Origin of the sequence: Micromonospora sp. NPDC005324, from assembly GCF_040607155.1 — a bacterium.
GTDB lineage: Bacteria > Actinomycetota > Actinomycetes > Mycobacteriales > Micromonosporaceae > Micromonospora > Micromonospora trifolii.
In genome coordinates, this window is the sequence record NZ_JBEXGE010000007.1 from 1 (window position 1) to 18,361 (window position 18,361).

Sequence of the window (18,361 nt, forward strand, 5' to 3'; positions counted from 1 at the left end):
TCCCCACACCCTTCCCCACCCCGACCCTCTCCCTCTCGCGCCCACAATTCCCCACCCCCCCCCCCAACCCCCCCCCCGGCCCCCGGGGGGGGGGGGGGGGCCCCCCCCCCCCCCCCCGCCCACGCCCGCACGCCGACGCCGAGATCGCGCTCGAACCAGGATGTGGTGGCCTCATCGATCGCCGACACCACTACCTTTTTGTCAACACCGTCGCGTTGGGCGGAGTGGCTGTTCGTCAGCCCCGCCCCGCCTCGCCCCGCCCCGCCCCGCCTCGCCTCGCCCCGCCCCGCCTCGCCTCGCCCCGTCGATCATGGAGTTGTGGTGGGCGACAAAGCGGCCCGCACAGCACCAAATCAGGCACCACAACCCCATGATCGACGAAGCAGGGCTGTCCTGATGCCGCGATCTTGCGGGGCTCGCCCGAGGGAGCAGGCGTCTTGAGACAGTGCAGGAAGACGCACCTGCTGGCCTTGGTAGCCCTTGACCCACGTGCTTGCTGGCCATCTCGGGGTGTCGCGCTCGTAAATGCGGGCGTTAAGGTGTGCGGGTGACGACGTATCGGATCGGGGAGGCCGCCGACCTGCTCGGCGTCAGCGCCGACACCATTCGCCGCTGGGTGGACGCCGGGCGCCTGGCGGCTGGGCGCGACGAGCACGGCCACCGGGTCGTCGACGGCGTCGACCTGGCGGCGTTCGCTCGCGCTCAGGCCGCCGACCCGGACGCGGGCGCCGGGTTCTCCTCGGCCCGCAACCGGTTGCGGGGCATCGTCGTGGACGTCCTTAAGGACACGGTGATGGCGCAGGTCGACATCCAGGCGGGCCCGTTCCGGGTCGTGTCGCTGATGAGCCGGGAGGCCGTCGACGAGCTCGACCTGCGGGTCGGTTCAGTGGCCGTTGCGGTGATCAAGTCGACCACGGTCGTGGTGGAACGGGCCGCACCCGCCCCTGCGCGAGGGCGGTCGGCCGGATGAACGCGGGGACAGGCGGGCGGACGAACGCGGGGACAGGCGGGCGGACGAACGCGGGGACAGGCGGGCGGACGAACGCGGGGACAGTCGGGCGGACGAACGCGGGGACAGGCGGGCGGACGAACGCGGGGACAGTCGGGCGGACGAACGCGGGCATGGTCGGACGAGCGAACGCGGGGACAGGCGGGCGGATGAACGCGCGGAGCAGACGTGCGGCGGTGGCCGTAATGGTGGCGGCCGGCCTGGCGGTGGCCGGCTGCGGCGCGGGCGACGACCAGGCAACCGGCAGCGGCGGGGACGGGCGGGTGACCGGGCCGGTGACCGTGTTCGCGGCCGCCTCGCTGACCGAGTCGTTCACCCGCATCGGGAAGGACTTCGAGGCCGCCAACCCGGGCAGTCGCGTGACCCTCAACGTCGCCGGCAGTTCCGCCCTGGCCAACCAGATCACCCAGGGCGCGCCGGCGGACGTGTTCGCCTCGGCCGCCCCCGCGAACATGACCGCTGTCATCGAGGCCGGCGACGCCGACGGCACGCCGAGCGTCTTCGCCCGCAACCAGCTGGTGATCGCGGTCCCAGGGGGCAACCCTGAGGCAGTGGCCGGCCTCGCCGATCTGACCAGACCGGGTGTGAAGGTGGCGCTCTGCGCCAGTCAGGTGCCCTGCGGCGCGGCGGCCCGCACCGCCCTGGACGCGGCCGGCGTCGCGCTGACGCCGGTCACCCTGGAGCGCGACGTCAAGGGTGCGCTTTCCAAGGTGAGGCTCGGCGAGGTCGACGCGGCGCTGGTCTACCGCACGGACACGCGGGCGGCGAGCGCCGACGTGACCGGCGTGGAGTTTCCCGAGTCGGCACGGGCTGTCAACGACTACCCGATCGTGGCGTTGAAGGACGCGCCGAATCCGAACGGCGCCCGGGCCTTCGTCGCGTACGTCCGCTCGGCGCCGGCGCAGGCGGTCCTCGCCGAGGCGGGGTTCCAGGCTCCGTGAGGCAGGTCCACGACCACAGCGCACCCAGCGGGCGCCCGGCCACGCCTCGACGGCGGGGTCGGGTGCCGGCGGCGCTGCTGATCCCCGCCGGGCTGGGGTTGCTGTTCCTCGTCCTGCCGTTGGCGGGGCTGCTGGTCCGGGCACCGTGGACGACCCTGCCGGAGCGGCTCACCGAGCCGGGCGCGTTGACCGCCCTGCGGCTGTCGGTGCAGACCGCCACCCTGGCCACCGCGCTCTGTCTGCTGCTCGGGGTGCCGCTGGCCTGGGTGCTGGCCCGGGTCGAGTTTCCCGGCCGTCGGCTGGTACGCGCGCTGGTCACCGTGCCGCTCGTGCTGCCGCCGGTGGTCGGTGGGGTGGCGCTGTTGCTGGTCTTCGGTCGGCGTGGCCTGCTCGGCGGCTGGCTCGACAGCACGTTCGGCGCCACCCTGCCCTTCACCACAACGGGTGTCGTGCTGGCCGAGGCGTTCGTCGCCATGCCGTTCCTGGTGATCGCCGTGGAGGGTGCGCTACGTGCCGCCGACCACCGCTACGAGGAGGCCGCGGCGACGTTGGGCGCCAGCCGGTGGACCACCTTCACCCACGTCACGCTGCCGCTGGTGGCGCCCGGTCTGGCGGCCGGGGCGGTGCTCTGCTGGGCACGGGCGCTCGGCGAGTTCGGTGCCACCATCACCTTCGCCGGCAACTACCCCGGTCGGACGCAGACCATGCCGCTCGCCGTCTACCTGGCGTTGGAGACGGACCTGGAGTCCGCGATCGTGCTCAGCCTGGTGCTGCTCGTCGTGTCGGTGGGCATCCTGGTGGCGCTGCGGGACCGTTGGATGACCACCGCATGAGCGACCCACTTCTCGACGCGCGGCTCGTCGTCGACCGGGGTGCCTTCCGGCTCGACGTGCCGCTGCGGGTCGCGCCGGGAGAGGTGGTGGCGCTGCTCGGCCCGAACGGCGCCGGCAAGACCACCGCGCTGCGGGCGCTGGCCGGGCTGCATCCCCTCACCGACGGGCACGTCACCCTCGACGAGGTCGACCTGGACCGCCCGGCGACCGGGGGCTGGGTGCCCACCGAAGGACGGTCGATCGGCGTCGTCTTCCAGGACTATCTGCTCTTTCCGCACCTCAGCGCATTGGACAATGTGGCCTTCGGGCCGCGCCGGCACGGCGTCGACCGGCGGGCCGCCCGCGCCACGGCCCGCGAGTGGCTGGGCCGGGTGGGCCTTGACGCGCAGGCGCAGCGCCGGCCTCGGCAGCTCTCCGGCGGTCAGGCGCAGCGGGTGGCGCTGGCCCGCGCGCTGGCCGTGGCGCCGTCGCTGCTGCTGTTGGACGAGCCGCTCGCCGCGCTGGACGCCCGCACCCGGTTGGACACCCGCGCGGAGCTGCACCGGCACCTGTCGGCGCACGCGGGCGCGACGGTGCTGGTCACCCACGACCCGCTGGACGCCCTGGCGTTGGCCGACCGACTGGTCATCGTCGAGGGTGGCCGGGTGGTGCAGGAGGGCGACGGGCCGAGTGTCACCGCCCGCCCGCGCACCGACTACGTCGCCCGGCTCGTCGGGCTGAACCTGTACCGGGGTCGCGCCGACGGGCACGGAGTCCGGGTGTCACCGGAGCTGACCCTCACTGTCGCCGACCGGTTGGACGGCGAAGCGTTCGTGGCGTTCCGCCCGGCCGCTGTGGCGCTGCACCCGGCCCGGCCGGAAGGCAGCCCACGGAACACCTGGGCGGGCACCGTGGCCGGCGTCCAGCGCCACGGGGACAACGTGCGGGTGCAACTGGACGGGCCGATCGCTGTGGCCGCCGACGTCACGCCGGCCGCCGCCGCCCAACTGCGGCTGATCCCTGGCCAGCGGGTCTGGGTGGCGGTCAAGGCGACCGAGACCCACGCGTACCCGGCCACCGGCTGACCCGACGCCGGCCACACCGTCACCGGGTCGACCCGGCCGGCGCGTCCCTCGCCGCCGCCCGTGTCAGGCCGACCGCCGGCTCGCGCGGACGCGGGTCAGCCGGCGAGCAGGTCGGCGTGTGCGGCGCGCAGCCGGGCCAGCGTCGGGTCGCTGCCCGGGACGACCCGGCTGTCCAGCTCGGCCCACACCTCGGCCAGCGCCGCGCGGACCGCGCCCAGCTCGGCGGCGTGCCGCTGTGTGCTGCGTCGGTGCTGCTCCTCGAGACGGCGGGCCCAGCCGGCGGTGACCGTGGCGAGCCGGTCGGCGTCGGCGCGGGCCTGGGCGCCGCTGCGGGCGGCGGCGGCGGGGACGATCGCGGCGACCGGGCGGGGATCGCCGTCGCGGGTGACGACGGTGACCGCGTCGGTCAGCTCGGCCAGCGCGACGAGCTGGCTGAACCGGGTGCGCGCCTCACGCAGCGGCACGGTACGCGGCGGGTCGGAATGAGGGGTGAGCGCGGGGACGGCCATGGATGCATGGTGCCGCGCGGGTATGACAACTATTCGCCGTCGTCAGTGGACGGTGCGTGGCGTGGCGGACCACTCGTCGGCCAGCACCGACCAGACCTCACTGTCGATTCGACCGTGCGGACCCGGGCTGACCTGGCGCAGCGTGCCGTCGAGGCGCAGGCCGAGCCGGTCGGCGAGGGCCTTGCTGCGGGTGTTGTCGGCGTTGGTACGCCACTCCACCCGCTGGATGCCGCGCTCGCGCACCGCCCAGTCGACGATGCGACGCACCGCCGGGGCGACCAGGCCCCTGCCCTGCGCCGCCGGTTCCACCCAGCAACCGACCTCGCAGACGCCCCGGGTCACGTCGAACGACACGAACATGACCCCACCGACGAGGGCGTCCTGCCACCACAGCCCCCAGATGCCACCGCTGTCACTGGCCCAGAGGTCGGCGTACCGCTGCAACACCGCACGGGCCGACGGCAGGTCGGTGGCGACGAAGGACGGCGACACCCAGGGCTGGATGTGCTCGCGGGCCCGATCGAGGTGGGCGAGGAACTCCTCGGCCCGCCACGGGTTCAGCGGGCGCAGCTCGACGTCCTCGGTCAGCGGCAGGGCGAACACCGGGCCTCCACTCAATGCGCTTGCAACGTCGGTAGCAGGCTCGCACAGGCACCTCGGTCGAGGCACGTCCGCCTCCGCGCTCACACCGGCAGGTGGGTCTGCAGCGCGGCGAACTGGGCCACTGTCAGGTAGGAGGGGTTGGCGGCCTGCGGCTGACGGAACACCTCCAGGGCGGCGAGCCGGTCATCGGCGCGCAACAGCAGCCGGGACACCCGGTCCCGTTCGGCGAGGATGGGCAGATCCAGCGGCACCGACCACGGCTGCCCCGGTGCGCCTGGCTCGGCCGCCCCGGTGACCCGCCCGACGCCCCACACCCCGTACGACAGTCTGCCCCGGCTGCCGCTGGCCCAGAAGACCACCGGCTGCCCGGCGCACATCAACCGCGCCCGGTAGCCGGGACGCACGCACCAGCTCGTCACCAGTGGCTTCCGGGCGAACCGGGCGGCGAGGTCGACCAGGTCCGCGTTGCCCTTGATCAGCCAGGCGCCCAGGTCGTCGAGGCGTACCCGTGGCTCGGTCATCGGGTACCTGTTGCCCGGCCGACGGCGACTCCAATCAGATGATCATGTGGGTCCAGTAGGTGAGCCAGAGTACGAACAGCACGCCCTGCACCACGGCGAGCGTCGCGGTCAGCCACACGTCGACGCCGGCGTGGCGGGCCCAGCGGGCCAGCACCAGCGCCACCGGGAAGGCGGCGAGCAGATAGCGCAGCAGGCTCTTGTACACCGGCGGGCCCATCGACAGCGGCACCAGCACCATGAGGACGCCGTACACCAGGTAGGCCAGCTCCCGGCGGCGGAACCCGGCGACCAGCACGGCCAGGACGGCCACCGCGAACCACGCCCGAGCGGCGTCGCGCGGCTCCCCGGCCAACCCGTTGAGCAGCACCGGAACGGGGTTCTGCACCTCGATGCCCCATCCGGTCTGCTGGGCGTGCTGGTAGGCGAACCAGTCCCCGCCCCGCCACCGGCAGTACGCCATGAAGGTGAACCACCCGGCGGGGAGCAGCAGCAACGGCCAGCCGATCCGAAGGTAGCCGAGCAGGGCGCGTGGCCCGAGCCGCCAGTCGTGCTGGCGGAGCAGCACCAGGGCCAGCGGCAGCGCCACGAGCAGGCCGACGGAGCGACTCATCGCCAGGAAGTAGCCGATCACGCCGACCAGCAGCCACCGGTGTCGCTCGGCGTAGTAGAAGGTTGCCAACGCGAGGCAGACGAAGAGCGACTCGGTCAACGCGGCCTGGAACAGGAACGCGGTCGGCAGCAGCGCCAGGTACCGGGTGAAGCGGCGGGCCGCGTACGCGTCGCCGAGCAGTAGCTCCGCCAGCCGGTAGCCGTACCAGAGCGCCAGCAGGAACGCGACGTTGCTGATCAGGAGCAGGGCGAGGGCGTTGTCGCCGCCGAGCACCGCGCCGACCGGTCGGGCCAGGAACGGGTACAGCAGGGGGAAGCCGAAGTCTCGCCACGGCCCGCTCAGGGGCAGCTCGCTCAGCCGCAGGTACAGCAGCGAGTCCCAGGCGAACCAGAAGGAGAGCCACCGGTGCCCGGAGATGTCCCGCTGCTGCGCCCACATCAACGCCTCGTCCGGCGGCGGGGCACCGGGGACGCCGTCCCAGGCGTGCAGGACCAGGAGCCCGAGCACTGTGAGCAGCAGCTTCGCGCCGAGGAACAGGCCGATGACGTAGGGCCAGGGCGCCGGCACCCGACGGGCCAGGCGCGCTGCGCCGTGGCCGGCCGCGACCGCCCGGGCGGCCAGCGTCGCCGCGCCGCTGCGCCACCGGTCCATCCGCCCCGCCTCCCCGCTCCCCCGGCCCGCCGGCCGCGCGAGGGAGTCGCTCTTCTCGTGGTACGCCGCAGCGCCCCCGCCGAAGCGAGGACCAGCTACCACCAAGTGTGACATTCTGCCCGTAACGGGTAGACGCCGCGCCTCAACCATGGCGGTGAGCAGGGAGCGCGTCAGCATGAGCGAGCAGAACGGCACGGTGGTCATCGGTGCGGGGCCGGCCGGGCTCACCGCGGCGTACGAGCTGCTGCGGCACGGCCGGTCGGTTCAGGTGTTCGAGGCCGACGAAGTGGTCGGCGGGATCAGTCGGACCGTCGAGCGCGACGGATGGCGGTTCGACATCGGCGGGCACCGGTTCTTCACCAAGGTGCCCCGGGTGGAGGCGTTCTGGCACGAGATCCTGCCGGACGAGGACTTCCTGACCCGGCCTCGGATGAGCCGCATCTTCTACCGGGGCGCCCTGTTCAACTACCCGCTCAGCGCCGTGAACGCGCTGCGCAACCTGGGTCTGCCGGAGGCCGTCCGCTGCCTCGGCTCGTACGCCCGCGCCCGGTTGCGGCCACCGCGGGACCAGTCACACTTCGAGGGTTGGGTGTCGGCCCGGTTCGGCTGGCGGCTGTACTCGATCTTCTTCAAGACGTACACCGAGAAGGTCTGGGGTATGCCGGCGGACCGGTTGCAGGCCGACTGGGCGGCGCAGCGGATCAAGAACCTGTCGCTGGGCACGGCGATCCGCAACGCGCTGCTGCCCCGGCGTCGGCGTACCGACGTGACCAGCCTGATCGAGGAGTTCCAGTACCCGAAGTACGGGCCCGGAATGATGTGGGAGCGCTGCGCCGAGCAGGTCCGAGAGCGGGGCGGGCAGCTGTCCACCGGCAGCTGGGTCACCGCCGTGCACCGCGACCCGGCCCGTCGGCGGGCGATCAGCGTGACGGTCAACGGCGCGGGCGGGCAGCGTACCGAAGCTGCCGACCACGTGATCTCGTCCATGCCGATCTCGGAGCTGGTGACCGCGCTCCACCCGCCGGCGCCGCCGGAGGTGCTGGCCTGCGCGGCCGACCTGCGCTACCGCGACTTCCTGACCGTCGCCCTGGTCGTGCCGGCGGAGTTCTCGTTCCCGGACAACTGGATCTACGTGCACGACCCGGGGGTACGGGTGGGCCGGATCCAGAACTTCGGCTCCTGGTCGCCGTACCTCGTCAAGGACGGCCGCACCTGCCTCGGCCTGGAGTACTTCGTGTTCGAGGACGACGCGATGTGGCGTACCCCGGATGCCGACCTGGTGGCCCTCGCCACCGCGGAGCTGGAGCGGTTGGGGTTGGTGCGACAGGGCGTGGTGGAGGCCGGCTACGTCGTGCGGATGCCCAAGGCCTACCCGGTGTACGACGAGCGCTACCAGCACAACGTGGACGTGATCCGGGCCTGGCTGAGCGAGGCGGTGCCGAACGTGCACCCGGTGGGTCGCAACGGCATGCACCGCTACAACAACCAGGACCACTCGATGATGACCGCGATGCTCACCGCCGAGAACATCGCCACCGGGAGTACGCACGACGTCTGGTCGGTCAACGTGGAGCAGGACTACCACGAGGAATCTTCCGGCGGCGACGGCCGGCGGGGCACCGGCCGGGACGCGCCGGTGGTGCCCAGCCGGATCATCGCGGCGCCGATCACAGTGCCGGAGGGGTCGGGCGACCGAGCCTCTGTCGCAGCTCCCCCGTCTCACGCATGAAGCCGAGCACGATCTCGCGGAACGAGTCGACCGACAGATCGACGGCGGACTGGAACTTCGCGTAGGCCAGGTCGATGTCGGATCGCTCGCGGTCCTTGTCCCAGCCGATCGGATTCGGCGTCTGGAACTGCCTGCAGGCCGCCAACAGCGCGCGGCCCTGCTGGAAGTTCACCGACGGCACGTTCCAGACGGTGCCGGCCATGATCCGCACCCCGTCCAGCAGGACGAGCGCGGCCGTGAGCCGTTCAAGCCCCTCGCTCGGCGACAACGTGTGGGAGCGGACGAACATCGCCCCGAGGGCGACGAGCAGGCCCGCATCCGTGAAGTCGTGCAAAAACCTGTCGACCAACGGCGCGCTCTCCGGCCCGACGGCGGTCGCGATCTCGGCCCGGATGGAGCGCATGTCGGTGGCGAGCCGGGAGAAGCTCCCCACCCGCGCGATCGTGTGGGCAAGCTTGCCGTAACCCTCCGACAGGGTGCCGTGCAGTTCGAGCCGCGCCAGGGCGCAGACGATCGACGCGGAAAAGTCGGTGGACTCGTGGAGGTCGGCTCGTGCCGACGCCACCACCAGCTCATCTCGGGCGCACTCCCCCGCCGCGTATGCCTGCGACAGCGATTCGCAGGCGCCCACGGCGGCACGCATGCGCAACAGCGGGTCCCCGAGCGCGAGGCGGTAGGCGTCGACGTAGGCGGCCGCCGCTGTGGTGAACTGCCGCCGGTGCCGGTGGTGCGCCGCGAGCAGGTGTGCCATCCGAGGGTTGGACGGGAAGGTCCGCCGCCCGCGAGCCAGGATCTCGTCGACCGGGCGGAGGTCGATGGGAGTGTGCGCCACGATGGCGAGGGCCGTCTGGAGCTGTAGCTCGTTGTGCGCCTCCCGCTCGACCGCCTCGACGGAGTCGCCGCATCGTTTCGCCAGGGAGGCGAGTCTCCTCCGGCGTACCTCGCCGAGCTGTTCGAGCACGGCCAGCTTGTGCGGGATCGGTCGGTTCAACCAGCGCTCGTCGGACACCCTCGCCTGCCTCAGCAGCGAACCGGCGATCGCCCACTCCGTACGCACCAACTGGTACTCGATCTCCACGATGAGCGGAGTGACCTGCGGGTTGCTCTTCCGCCACCGACGGTAGGCGCGCTTGATCGGCGCGAGTTGACTCTCGGCGGAGCGGTGCGCGGGCAGGTCGGAATCGACAGCGTTGTCACCCTCCCGGGTCACCTTGAGCGTGGGATCGGCGACGAGCAGACTCAGGAACGCGTCGGCGGTCGGGGCGTTCTCCACGGTCCACGTCAGCAGGTCCCGCGCGAGCTGGAGACGCCCGGGTTCTCCGGTGCGCCGGCTCCGCTCCAGCCGATGGAGCCGCCTCTGCTGCCTCGCGATGGCCAGGAGGGGACGGCTGTCCCCGGCCAGAGCCAGCGATCTGAGCAACTCCACGTGCACTGTCAGCGCTCGTAGCGCCCGGGTGAGGAAGACCTCCGTGAGCGTCTGGTCGCCACTGAAGTCGCCGGCGCGGCCGATCAGCGAGACGTACATCGTCCAGGTGCCCGGGTCAGCCAGGAAGGAACGGTCGTCCTCCACCTGGGACAGGCACCACTCGCCGACGGCGCGCAGGCCGTCCGGGGAGGGCAGCGGCCGGACGGTGACCGCGCGGAGCACGTCGTGCAGCACGATCCGCACGTCGGCACGGCCGGACAGGCGCTCGTCGACGACGACGGCGCTCATCCATGCCCCGACCGCGGCACCGACGGCACCGTCCGTGCCCACCCCCAGCCACCACGCCAGCACGAGCACCTGGGCGTCCTGGACCTGCTCGAAGTGGCTCCCCGTCTCGACGATGCGGTCGACAGTGCGCACACCGCCGATCTCGGTGAACGTGCGGCTGGCGGCGGCCACATCGCCGGCGTGGATCTGGCTGCGCCAGAGCCGCAGGCGAACCCGCGTCGACGGTCCGCGTTCGTTCCCCCGGCCCTCGAGCTCGACAATCTGCCGGTAGAGCGACTCCACCCACTCGGGTCTCATCGATCGGTTGGAGACACGATGCGCGATGTCCTGCATCGCGAGCCCCTGTTCGGAGGTCAGCGCGTCCACCTCGAAGACGAACGGGGCGATGCCGGGCCATTCGTCGAGCCAGATGGCGTCGGCGCTGAACGCGCCAGGGGCCAGTTCCCGGCGGGTGGCCGCGGGCGCGCGGATGCCGAGCGGGTCGTGGGCGGAGGTCAGCACCTGCCGTTCGAGATCCTCCCCGGTGAGCGGCGGCACGTCGTGGGAGGCCTCTCCGTCTGGGCCGGGTCCGACACCGGCGACCGTCCCGGGGTCGCCGAGGGCCACGATCGGGTCGTCCAGGGGCGCTGTGGTGGGGTCGAAGATCGGCAGGTCGAATCGCGCCGACAGGGCGACGGCGAGGTCGATCGCGTCGTCCTCGTCCTGTCGGCAGGCCGCCAGGATCTCTCCGGGGAGAAGGCACTGCGGGTCAACCAGCTCCAGCGCGTTCTCGGCCTCCTCCCGGGACACCCGGCCGAGGGTGGCGCGTGCAATGAGCGTCGCCGCGTCCGTCCGGCTGATCGGCCCCACCTTGACGGCGGTGCAGAGACCGACGCAGGACAACTCGTCGCCAAGGTCCCGTCCGACGAGGACGACAGTGGCGCTCATCCGCTCGGCGGCCCTCATGAGCGCCGCGAGATCCGCGTCGGCAGCGGCGTCGACGACCTGGTGCTGGAGGTCGATGACGAGCCGGCCTCCGCGCAGGTCGCGCATGATCGTCCAGCAGGCCAACGCCAGCGTCTCCTCGTCGGAGCGGCTCCCGAACGGGTCCTGCGGGATGTGCACACCGAGCACCGGCAGGACAATCCCCACCACGGGATGCTGCGCGGGGACCGGAGGGGCCAACGCCGCGTCGACGTACGCCGTGTCGCCGGCGGGGACGTGCGCGAGGCGCACCCAGACGCCGGCCAGCGCCGACTTACCGGCGAGGGCGTCACCGACGACGAGCCTGTGGCGGGGTCCGTTGCGCGAGTCCAGCGCGGCGATTTCCTCTTCCCGGCCGATGAGTTGTACCAGCTCCGAGGGCGCGTCTCCGCGGATCAGACTGCGCGGAGGCCAGGTGAGTCCGCTGGCGGCGTGCCTGATCTGCATCCGACGATCGTCGGTGTCCAGGCCCAGCAAGCTGCGGATCTGGACGATCTCGGTACCCAGCAGGGCGTGTCCGCCCAGATCCGTCTGCCGCCCCCGCGTCACGCGGACCATGCCGACGAGCCGGCCGTCCTGACGGTCGAGCACCGGTGCGCCGCTGTAGCCCCGCTGGATCTGCCCCGACCGGAGCTTGAGCCAGGCGATCCCGTCGTCCTCGACGAGCCCCTCGTTGACGACCAGCGTCGTCTCGGCGCGCCGGTCGACGCAGCTGACGACCATGTACTCCGCAGCGAGAGCGGGCGGACGGGTGTCCGGGATGAACCAGAACTCGTCCGCGTCCTCGACGGTCAGCAGGCAGAGGTCGCGCTGCTTGTCCCACATCAGGATGGTCGCCGGCTCGTTGACCGCGTCGGCAGACCGACCAATGCGACGGACCTTCACCGGCCCGGACCGGTCCAGCCCGTGCGTGGCAGTGGCGACCGCCCGCGGTCCGATCATGAAGCCGGTCTGCTTCACGGCTCCCTGGTGAACGCCGACAAGCCCCGCCCACAGATGCCGGCCGGCCTCGACGTCAGCCATCTCAACCGGCGAGGTCCTTCCAGGCCAACTTCAGCTCCACAGCTCCTTCGGCCTTTCCATCGACGAGGAGCGCCACCGCCTTGCCGTTGGTGATCGAGAAGCCGACGCGCATGGTGACCTCGATCTCCGTCGGGGCGGCCTTGCGGGCGTGTTCCACCAACTCCTCGGCGACCTTCGCCACCTGTTCCGCCACGTCGCTGAGCTTGATTTTGAGCGATCGAAGGGAGACCTCCTCCTCAGAGTCGATGTCCATCGCCAACGCGGCAAACGTCGTCTCGTCCTTCAACTCAAGCGCTATCAGGTCGCCGTGCATTGGCCCGCTCTCTTCGGTGAGGCGCTGATCAGTCCATTTCGCAGCGATTGTTGCATCGGCGAAGTGTGGACACCGTGGGCCGGACAGCCCTTTCGGCCTCGCTCTCCTGGGCGTCCCGAACCCCGGCGCCCTTCTGCCAGGGAATTCCCGTCGATCGAGGCGTCTATCGGATCGTCGACACTCTGCCTGCAGATGCTCAACTCGGCAGGCGCGTCCAGTGGGCCACTGTGGCGTCGTCCGGGCCGTGCGCATCCGCGCCACCGGTGGCCTCTGCCTCGGCCTGCCGGACGCGGGCGATGACGCCGGCCGGCCCAGTGGCGCGAAGCAGGTCCAGTACGCCCGACCAGTCGGTCCGACCGTACTGGTTGACGATGCGACTGGCACCGTTGCTGAGCAGCGCGACACCGAACAGGTCGGCGAGGGACCGGCTGCCGTTGATCGCTTCCCGCGCCGCGCGCGCGTCGTCCTTGGCGATCCAGTACCCACCCGGCTGGTTCCGGCGGGCACGCAGCGCGGTGACGCAGGAGGCTCGCACCCGGTCGTACTCCGGCGTGCCCTGAGCAATGCCGGCCAGCGGCGCGGAGCATTCGCGTCGGGCAGTCGTCTCGCGCTCATCGGTGATCACCAGCGGGCCGGCGTCGGCCTGGTCGAGGACGAGAAAGGAGTCCGCGAGCAGGAGCCAGTCCAAGCGGTCCTGGTGGGCGCGGACCATCGCGACGGTGGCCTGCGGGCTGCTGGGGTCCGCGATGTCGCAGGTGTCGCCGTGCTCGGCGGCGACCTCACCGATGGCGACGGCGAGGATCGTGGCGAGATCTCGCCCGTCGCCGCGCGACAGGTGACCGAGCAGCGCGCCGCCGAGGCGGTGCGTGTACCAGGCGACTCCGTGGAAGCAGAGGGATTCCGAGCCCGGAATGCCGGCACCGTCGAGGAGGACGACGGCGTCGGGAACCGCACCGACGAAGTCCTCGTTCGGCCGGTCGACCCTGCCGGCGCTCGTCGCCAGGCTGACGTGCACTCGTGGGCTCCTGTCGGGAATCGCGTCGCCGCTGTGGGTACGGCCAGTCGGGCGGGTCAGGAGACACGTCCCGCGGGCCGGCCGAGCTACACCCTCCACCTGCGCCAACCCCCGCGTTACGGCAATCGAGTGCTCAGGATGGGCGAACGGGGCGGCATCAGCTTCGACCCGCGGCCGACCGCGAATGTCCGATGGTTCAGGACAAGAAGTGGTGCAGCGCCGCGGTCAGGGCGTCGGGGTTCTCCTCGGCGACGTGGTGACCGGACTCGATCGGGTGGCCGCGGAGATCGGCGGCCCACGGCCGCCAGATGGCTAGCGGATCGCCGTACAGGTCTTCCAGGTCGTCCCGGGTCGACCACAGCAACAGAGTGGGGCAGCGGACAGTGCGGCCGTCACGCCGGTCGGCTTCCTCGTGCGCCCGGTCGACGCCGAGGCCGGCTCGGTAGTCCTCCAGCATCGCCCGCACTGTGGCCGCATCGTGGATGGCCTGCCGGAACTCCTGGTAGTTCTCGGCTCCCATGCTCTCGGGCTGGGCCTTACCGGCATACCAGGCATCGGGGTCGGCCGCGATGGCGCGCTCCGGCTTGTCCGGCTGGGCGAAGAAGAACCAGTGGTACCAGCCATGGGCGAACTTCGCATCGCACCGGGCAAGAGCCTCACTGATCGGCACGCCGTCGATGACCACCAGATGACTGACCGTATCGGGATGGTCCAGCGCCAGGCGCAACGCCACGTACGACCCACGATCGTGCCCGACCGTCGCGAACGTCGGATGGCCCAGTTCGTCCATCAGCTGGACCAGGTCCGCGGCAACCACCCGCTTGGACTGCTGCGAGTGATCCGCGAGGATGCGGGCCTTGCCGGACTGCCCGTAGCCGCGCATGTCGGGGCAGACAACGGTGAACCCGCGATCAACCAGCTGCGGCGCGACCCGATGCCACGTCGACCCCGTCCGCGGATGTCCGTGGATGAGGAGGACCGGAGGCCCGTGCCCCGCATACCGGACCCGGAGCTCCACCTCCCCGACATCGACCCGCTCGTCCTCGAAACCGTCGAACATTCGTGACAAGTATCCGGTCACCCGCCGAGCAAACATCCGGTGGCAGCTGCGGCCGCCACTCGGTGACCGGGACGATGCCCGGTTCGGCCAGCTCCAGGCCGGTGAGGAAGCGGGCGAACTCGGCGCGGTCGCGGGGACGCCGCCAGGAAAACGCTTACCAGGACGCTATTGACGGTCGTCACTGGCTGTCAGTACCGTGATGCGGGCAGCGAGAAAGCGCTTTCCGACCCCTCTCCGTCCGACAGGGAGCGCCCCCATGCCCCGACACCTCCGTGCGTTCTGCCTGATCCTGCTCACCATCGCCACAGTGGTGAGCACCACCACCGCCCTGCCCGCCGAGGCCGCCCCGCGTTTCCGGGTGTTGGTCTTCTCCAAGATCACGAACTTCTACCACGACTCGATCCCGGCGGGCATCGCCGCGATCCAGCAGCTCGGTGCCGCCCACAACTTCGAGGTCGTCGCCACCACCGACGCAGCGGCGTTCACCGATGCCAACCTCGCCACCTTCGACGCTCTGGTGTTCAACAACACCAACAGCCTTCCGACCTCGGGTGACCTGCTCAACGCCGCTCAGCGGGCCGCGTTGCAGACGTTCATCCGCAACGGCGGCGGTTGGGCCGGGCTGCACGCCGCCTCGGCCAGCGAGCGCGACTGGCAGTGGTACGAGGGCCTGGTCGGCACGATCTTCGACTACCACCCCGACTTCTCGTCCACCGGCGGTACCTTCCCCGGCCGGGTCAAGGTGCTCGACCGGGCGCACCCCTCGACGCGCAACCTGCCGGAGCTCTGGGAGCAGAGCGAGGAGTGGTACAACTGGCGGACCAACCCGACCGGCAACGTGCACACCCTCGCCCAGATCAAGGTGCGCGACGGGATCAACGGCCTGGACGAGGGCGTCGACCACGCGTACTCCTGGTGTCAGCGCTACGACGGCGGCCGGTCCTGGTTCACCGCCGGCGGGCACGCCAGCTCCCAGTTCAGCACGCCGACGTTCCTGGAGCACCTGCGCTACGGGATCGAGTGGGCGGCCGGCGCGGTCGCCGGTGACTGCTCGGCCACCAAGACCAGCAACTTCGAACGCGTGGGGCTGGTCACCGAGAACCTGGCCGACCCCTTCGAGCTGGCCGTCGGCCCGGACCGGAAGGTCTACTACATCCAGCGCACCGGCGCGCTGAAGGTGGTCAACTCCGACACCCTCCAGGTCACCACGCTGCTGGACTTCGCGTACACCTCGGCGATGACCGACCAGTCCGACGGGCTGCTCGGAATGACCCTGGACCGCAACTTCGCCAGCAACGGCTGGATCTACCTGCTCTGGTCGGACAAGACCCTCAAACAGCTCAACCTGTCCCGGTTCACCGTGGCCAACAACAGCGTCGCGCTCTCCTCGGAGAAACGCCTGCTGACCGTCCCCACCTACCGGGGTGAGGGCCGGGCCAACTCGCACATGGGCGGGTCGCTGGCCATGGACGCCACCGGACGGCTCTACGCGGCGATCGGTGACAACACCGACCCGTTCGCCTCCAGCGGCTACACGCCTGTCGACGAACGCGCCGGCCGCGCCGCCTGGGACGCCCAGGGCACCGCCGGCAACACCAACGACCTGCGTGGCAAGATTCTGCGGATCACCCCGCAATCCGACGGTACGTACACAGTGCCCAGCGGCAACCTCTTCCCGGCCGGCACCGCGAGGACCCGGCCGGAGATCTACGCGATGGGCTTGCGCAACCCGTTCCGGATCACCGTCGAGCCGCAGACCAACGCGGTGCTGGTGGCCGACTACGGCCCGGACGCCCGCGCCGCCGACCCCAACCGCGGTCCGGAGGGGACAGTCGAGTTCAACCGGATCACCAGCGCCGGCAACTTCGGCTGGCCGTACTGCGTGGGCAACAACATTCCGTTCAACGACTACAACTTCGCCACCAACACCTCGGGGGCGAAGTTCACCTGCGCCGCACCGTTGAACAACTCACCCAACAACACCGGCCTGACCACCCTGCCGGCGGCGAAGTCCGCGCTGGTCTGGTACGCGTACTCCGCCTCCACCCAGTTCCCCGAGCTGGGCACCGGCGGTGGCGGGCCGATGAGCGGCCCGGTCTACGACTACGACCCGGCCAACACCCGCACCACGAAGTTCCCCGAGTACTTCGAGGGCAAGTGGATCACCTATGAGCTGACCCGCAAGTGGTTCAAGACGCTGTCGATCCACAAGACGGCGCAGACCTTCAGCAACGCGCGCTTCGGCCCGACCGCCGTGGGTGACCTTCAGTCGATCAACGGGATCTTCGGCAACATGAGCTGGATCCAGCCCTTCGAGGCGGAGTTCGGCCCGGACGGTTCGCTCTACGTCATCGACTTCGGCGAGGGCACCGGCAGTGGTCGCGGCGGCAGCAACGCCGGCGCGGGCATCTACCGGATCGACTACGTCGCCAACGGGCGGCCACCGACAGCGAAGATCGCCGCCACCCCGGACAGCGGACGTACGCCGCTCGCGGTGACGTTCTCCTCGGCCGGGTCGTCCGCCGGTGACGGGTCGGCGCTCAGCTACGCCTGGGACTTCACCAACGACGGCAGCACCGACTCCACCGCGGCCAACCCGAGCCACACCTACTCGACGGCCGGGAAGCACACCGCCCGGTTGACAGTGCGCAACAGCGGCAACGGGTTGACCGCCACCGCGGTCACCGACGTGGTGGTCGGCAACACCCGACCGACGGTGACCATCACCGTGCCCAACGGCGGATTCTTCGACTTCGGGGACAAGATCCCGTACACGGTGACGGTCACCGACCCGGAGGAGAGCACCATCGACTGCGCCAAGGTGACAGTGCAGACGCAGCTCGGCCACGACTCGCACGCCCACCCGCTGGACGTCTACACCGGTTGCTCCGGCCTGCTCGCCACCGAGGCGGACGCCGGTGACGGCCACGGGCCGGGGCAGAACCTCTACACCCTGGTCACCGCGCAGTACACCGACGGCGGCGCGGCCGGCGGCGTACCGGCGCTGACCGGCTCGACCCGCGTCCAGTTGCAGCCCAAGAGCAAGGAGGCCGAGCACTTCAGCGCCCAGTCCGGCGTCACTGTCAACGACCGGGCCACCGCCCGCGCCGGCAAGCGGCTCGGCGAGGTCGACCACAACGACTGGGTGGCGTTCGGGCCGGCGGACCTGCGCAACGTCGGCTCGGTGACGCTCGGGGTGACCAACGGCGGGCTCGGCGGCACCATCGAACTGCGGACCGGCTCGCCCACCGGCACGCTGATCGGCACGGCCACCATCGGCTCCACCGGCGGCTGGGACAACCTGGTCTCCCCCACCGTCACGCTGACCAACAAGCCCACCGGCACGACCACCCTGTACGCGAAGTTCGTCAACGCCGCCCAGGTCAATGGCACCCCGGACCTGCTCGCCCTGGACTGGCTGCGGTTCAACGGCGCCGGGGTCAAACAGGAGCCGGGCGGCACGTTGTCCCTGGCCGCCAACCCGACCGGCGGCACCGCGCCGCTGACCACCACGCTCACCGCCACGGCGACGGCGCCGTCCGGGCAGAGCATCACCGACTACGCGTGGGACTTCGGCGACAACAGCGCCATCGCGCACGGAGTGACACTACGGTCGACGTCCCACAGCTACCCCCGCAAGGGGACCTTCACCGCCCGGGTGACGGTCACCTACACCAGTGGGGAGACCCGCTCGCTCAACCTGACCATCACTGTCACCTGACGTCGGGCGATGGCGGGCGGGGGTCCACCCCGCCCGCCGCCGCTCGGCAGGGCGTGCCGCGTCGCAGCCGCGCGCTCAACCA

Annotated in this window: 14 protein-coding genes and 1 pseudogene; 6 read left to right on the forward strand and 9 right to left on the reverse strand. The window is 71.2% G+C overall.

From position 1 onward, the window contains the following. Nucleotides 1-547 precede the first annotated feature (547 nt). The 4 genes from ABZS40_RS09310 (at nucleotide 548) to ABZS40_RS09325 (ending at nucleotide 3,847) form a co-directional block, all read left to right on the forward strand. The gene (locus ABZS40_RS09310; RefSeq protein WP_354942838.1) at nucleotides 548-970 is read left to right on the forward strand and encodes a MerR family DNA-binding transcriptional regulator; all 423 of its coding nucleotides are present in this window, start codon (nucleotides 548-550) and stop codon (nucleotides 968-970) included. Between the two features lie 188 nt (nucleotides 971-1,158). Continuing rightward, the gene (modA, locus tag ABZS40_RS09315) at nucleotides 1,159-1,950 is read left to right on the forward strand and encodes a molybdate ABC transporter substrate-binding protein (RefSeq protein WP_354942839.1); all 792 of its coding nucleotides are present in this window, start codon (nucleotides 1,159-1,161) and stop codon (nucleotides 1,948-1,950) included. Next, a complete protein-coding gene (gene modB / locus ABZS40_RS09320; RefSeq protein ID WP_354942840.1) occupies nucleotides 1,947-2,783 on the forward strand; it encodes a molybdate ABC transporter permease subunit in 837 nt (278 codons plus the stop codon). The genes modA and modB overlap by 4 nt, the downstream gene beginning before the upstream one ends. Next, the gene (locus ABZS40_RS09325; protein WP_354942841.1) at nucleotides 2,780-3,847 is read left to right on the forward strand and encodes an ABC transporter ATP-binding protein; all 1,068 of its coding nucleotides are present in this window, start codon (nucleotides 2,780-2,782) and stop codon (nucleotides 3,845-3,847) included. Before modB ends, ABZS40_RS09325 begins: the two co-directional genes overlap by 4 nt. Nucleotides 3,848-3,942: 95 nt before the next feature. On the opposite strand, the gene ABZS40_RS09330 is transcribed toward ABZS40_RS09325, so the two are convergent. The 4 genes from ABZS40_RS09330 to ABZS40_RS09345 form a co-directional block, all read right to left on the reverse strand. Then, nucleotides 3,943-4,356, reverse strand: coding sequence for a type II toxin-antitoxin system Phd/YefM family antitoxin (locus ABZS40_RS09330; RefSeq protein ID WP_354942842.1), 414 nt, complete (start codon nucleotides 4,354-4,356; stop codon nucleotides 3,943-3,945). A gap of 42 nt (nucleotides 4,357-4,398) precedes the next feature. Continuing rightward, nucleotides 4,399-4,959 (reverse strand): GNAT family protein, encoded by a 561-nt coding sequence (locus ABZS40_RS09335; protein WP_354942843.1) that lies wholly within the window; start codon nucleotides 4,957-4,959, stop codon nucleotides 4,399-4,401. 80 nt (nucleotides 4,960-5,039) lie between these two features. Then, the gene (locus tag ABZS40_RS09340) at nucleotides 5,040-5,480 is read right to left on the reverse strand and encodes a hypothetical protein (protein ID WP_354942844.1); all 441 of its coding nucleotides are present in this window, start codon (nucleotides 5,478-5,480) and stop codon (nucleotides 5,040-5,042) included. A gap of 34 nt (nucleotides 5,481-5,514) precedes the next feature. Next, nucleotides 5,515-6,741: a hypothetical protein gene (locus ABZS40_RS09345; RefSeq protein ID WP_354942845.1), complete on the reverse strand. Its 1,227-nt coding sequence runs from the start codon at nucleotides 6,739-6,741 to the stop codon at nucleotides 5,515-5,517. 175 nt (nucleotides 6,742-6,916) lie between these two features. Here ABZS40_RS09345 and ABZS40_RS09350 point away from each other — a divergent pair, with 175 nt between their 5' ends. After that, nucleotides 6,917-8,470: an NAD(P)/FAD-dependent oxidoreductase gene (locus tag ABZS40_RS09350; RefSeq protein WP_354942846.1), complete on the forward strand. Its 1,554-nt coding sequence runs from the start codon at nucleotides 6,917-6,919 to the stop codon at nucleotides 8,468-8,470. Here ABZS40_RS09350 and ABZS40_RS09355 read toward each other — a convergent pair. The 5 genes and pseudogenes from ABZS40_RS09355 to ABZS40_RS09375 form a co-directional block, all read right to left on the reverse strand. Beyond that, the gene (locus ABZS40_RS09355) at nucleotides 8,409-12,170 is read right to left on the reverse strand and encodes a serine protease (protein WP_354942847.1); all 3,762 of its coding nucleotides are present in this window, start codon (nucleotides 12,168-12,170) and stop codon (nucleotides 8,409-8,411) included. The genes ABZS40_RS09350 and ABZS40_RS09355 overlap by 62 nt on opposite strands. A gap of 1 nt (nucleotide 12,171) precedes the next feature. Next, on the reverse strand, nucleotides 12,172-12,483 hold the full coding sequence (locus tag ABZS40_RS09360; RefSeq protein WP_354942848.1) for a CU044_2847 family protein: 312 nt from the start codon (nucleotides 12,481-12,483) through the stop codon (nucleotides 12,172-12,174). Nucleotides 12,484-12,679: 196 nt separating this feature from the next. Then, the gene (locus ABZS40_RS09365; protein ID WP_354942849.1) at nucleotides 12,680-13,498 is read right to left on the reverse strand and encodes a hypothetical protein; all 819 of its coding nucleotides are present in this window, start codon (nucleotides 13,496-13,498) and stop codon (nucleotides 12,680-12,682) included. 196 nt (nucleotides 13,499-13,694) lie between these two features. Further along, nucleotides 13,695-14,516 carry an alpha/beta hydrolase gene (locus ABZS40_RS09370; protein WP_354943043.1) on the reverse strand — a complete coding sequence of 274 codons (822 nt, stop codon included), beginning with the start codon at nucleotides 14,514-14,516 and terminating at the stop codon, nucleotides 13,695-13,697. Then, a pseudogene (locus tag ABZS40_RS09375) lies at nucleotides 14,410-14,691 on the reverse strand (SAM-dependent methyltransferase); the annotation flags it as partial. The gene ABZS40_RS09370 and the pseudogene ABZS40_RS09375, both read right to left, overlap by 107 nt. 123 nt (nucleotides 14,692-14,814) lie before the next feature. Here ABZS40_RS09375 and ABZS40_RS09380 point away from each other — a divergent pair. Then, entirely contained in the window at nucleotides 14,815-18,279 is a 3,465-nt protein-coding gene (locus ABZS40_RS09380) for a ThuA domain-containing protein (protein ID WP_354942850.1), read from the forward strand. Nucleotides 18,280-18,361 lie beyond the last annotated feature (82 nt).

Coding starts and splice junctions, on each gene's coding strand:
- ABZS40_RS09330 (WP_354942842.1), bottom strand. CDS start 4,356: ATGGCCGTCCCCGCGCTCACCCCTCATTCCGACCCGCCGCGTACCGTG.
- ABZS40_RS09355 (WP_354942847.1), bottom strand. CDS start 12,170: ATGGCTGACGTCGAGGCCGGCCGGCATCTGTGGGCGGGGCTTGTCGGC.
- ABZS40_RS09350 (WP_354942846.1), top strand. CDS start 6,917: ATGAGCGAGCAGAACGGCACGGTGGTCATCGGTGCGGGGCCGGCCGGG.
- ABZS40_RS09380 (WP_354942850.1), top strand. CDS start 14,815: ATGCCCCGACACCTCCGTGCGTTCTGCCTGATCCTGCTCACCATCGCC.
- modA (WP_354942839.1), top strand. CDS start 1,159: ATGAACGCGCGGAGCAGACGTGCGGCGGTGGCCGTAATGGTGGCGGCC.
- ABZS40_RS09340 (WP_354942844.1), bottom strand. CDS start 5,480: ATGACCGAGCCACGGGTACGCCTCGACGACCTGGGCGCCTGGCTGATC.
- ABZS40_RS09345 (WP_354942845.1), bottom strand. CDS start 6,741: ATGGACCGGTGGCGCAGCGGCGCGGCGACGCTGGCCGCCCGGGCGGTC.
- ABZS40_RS09360 (WP_354942848.1), bottom strand. CDS start 12,483: ATGCACGGCGACCTGATAGCGCTTGAGTTGAAGGACGAGACGACGTTT.
- ABZS40_RS09325 (WP_354942841.1), top strand. CDS start 2,780: ATGAGCGACCCACTTCTCGACGCGCGGCTCGTCGTCGACCGGGGTGCC.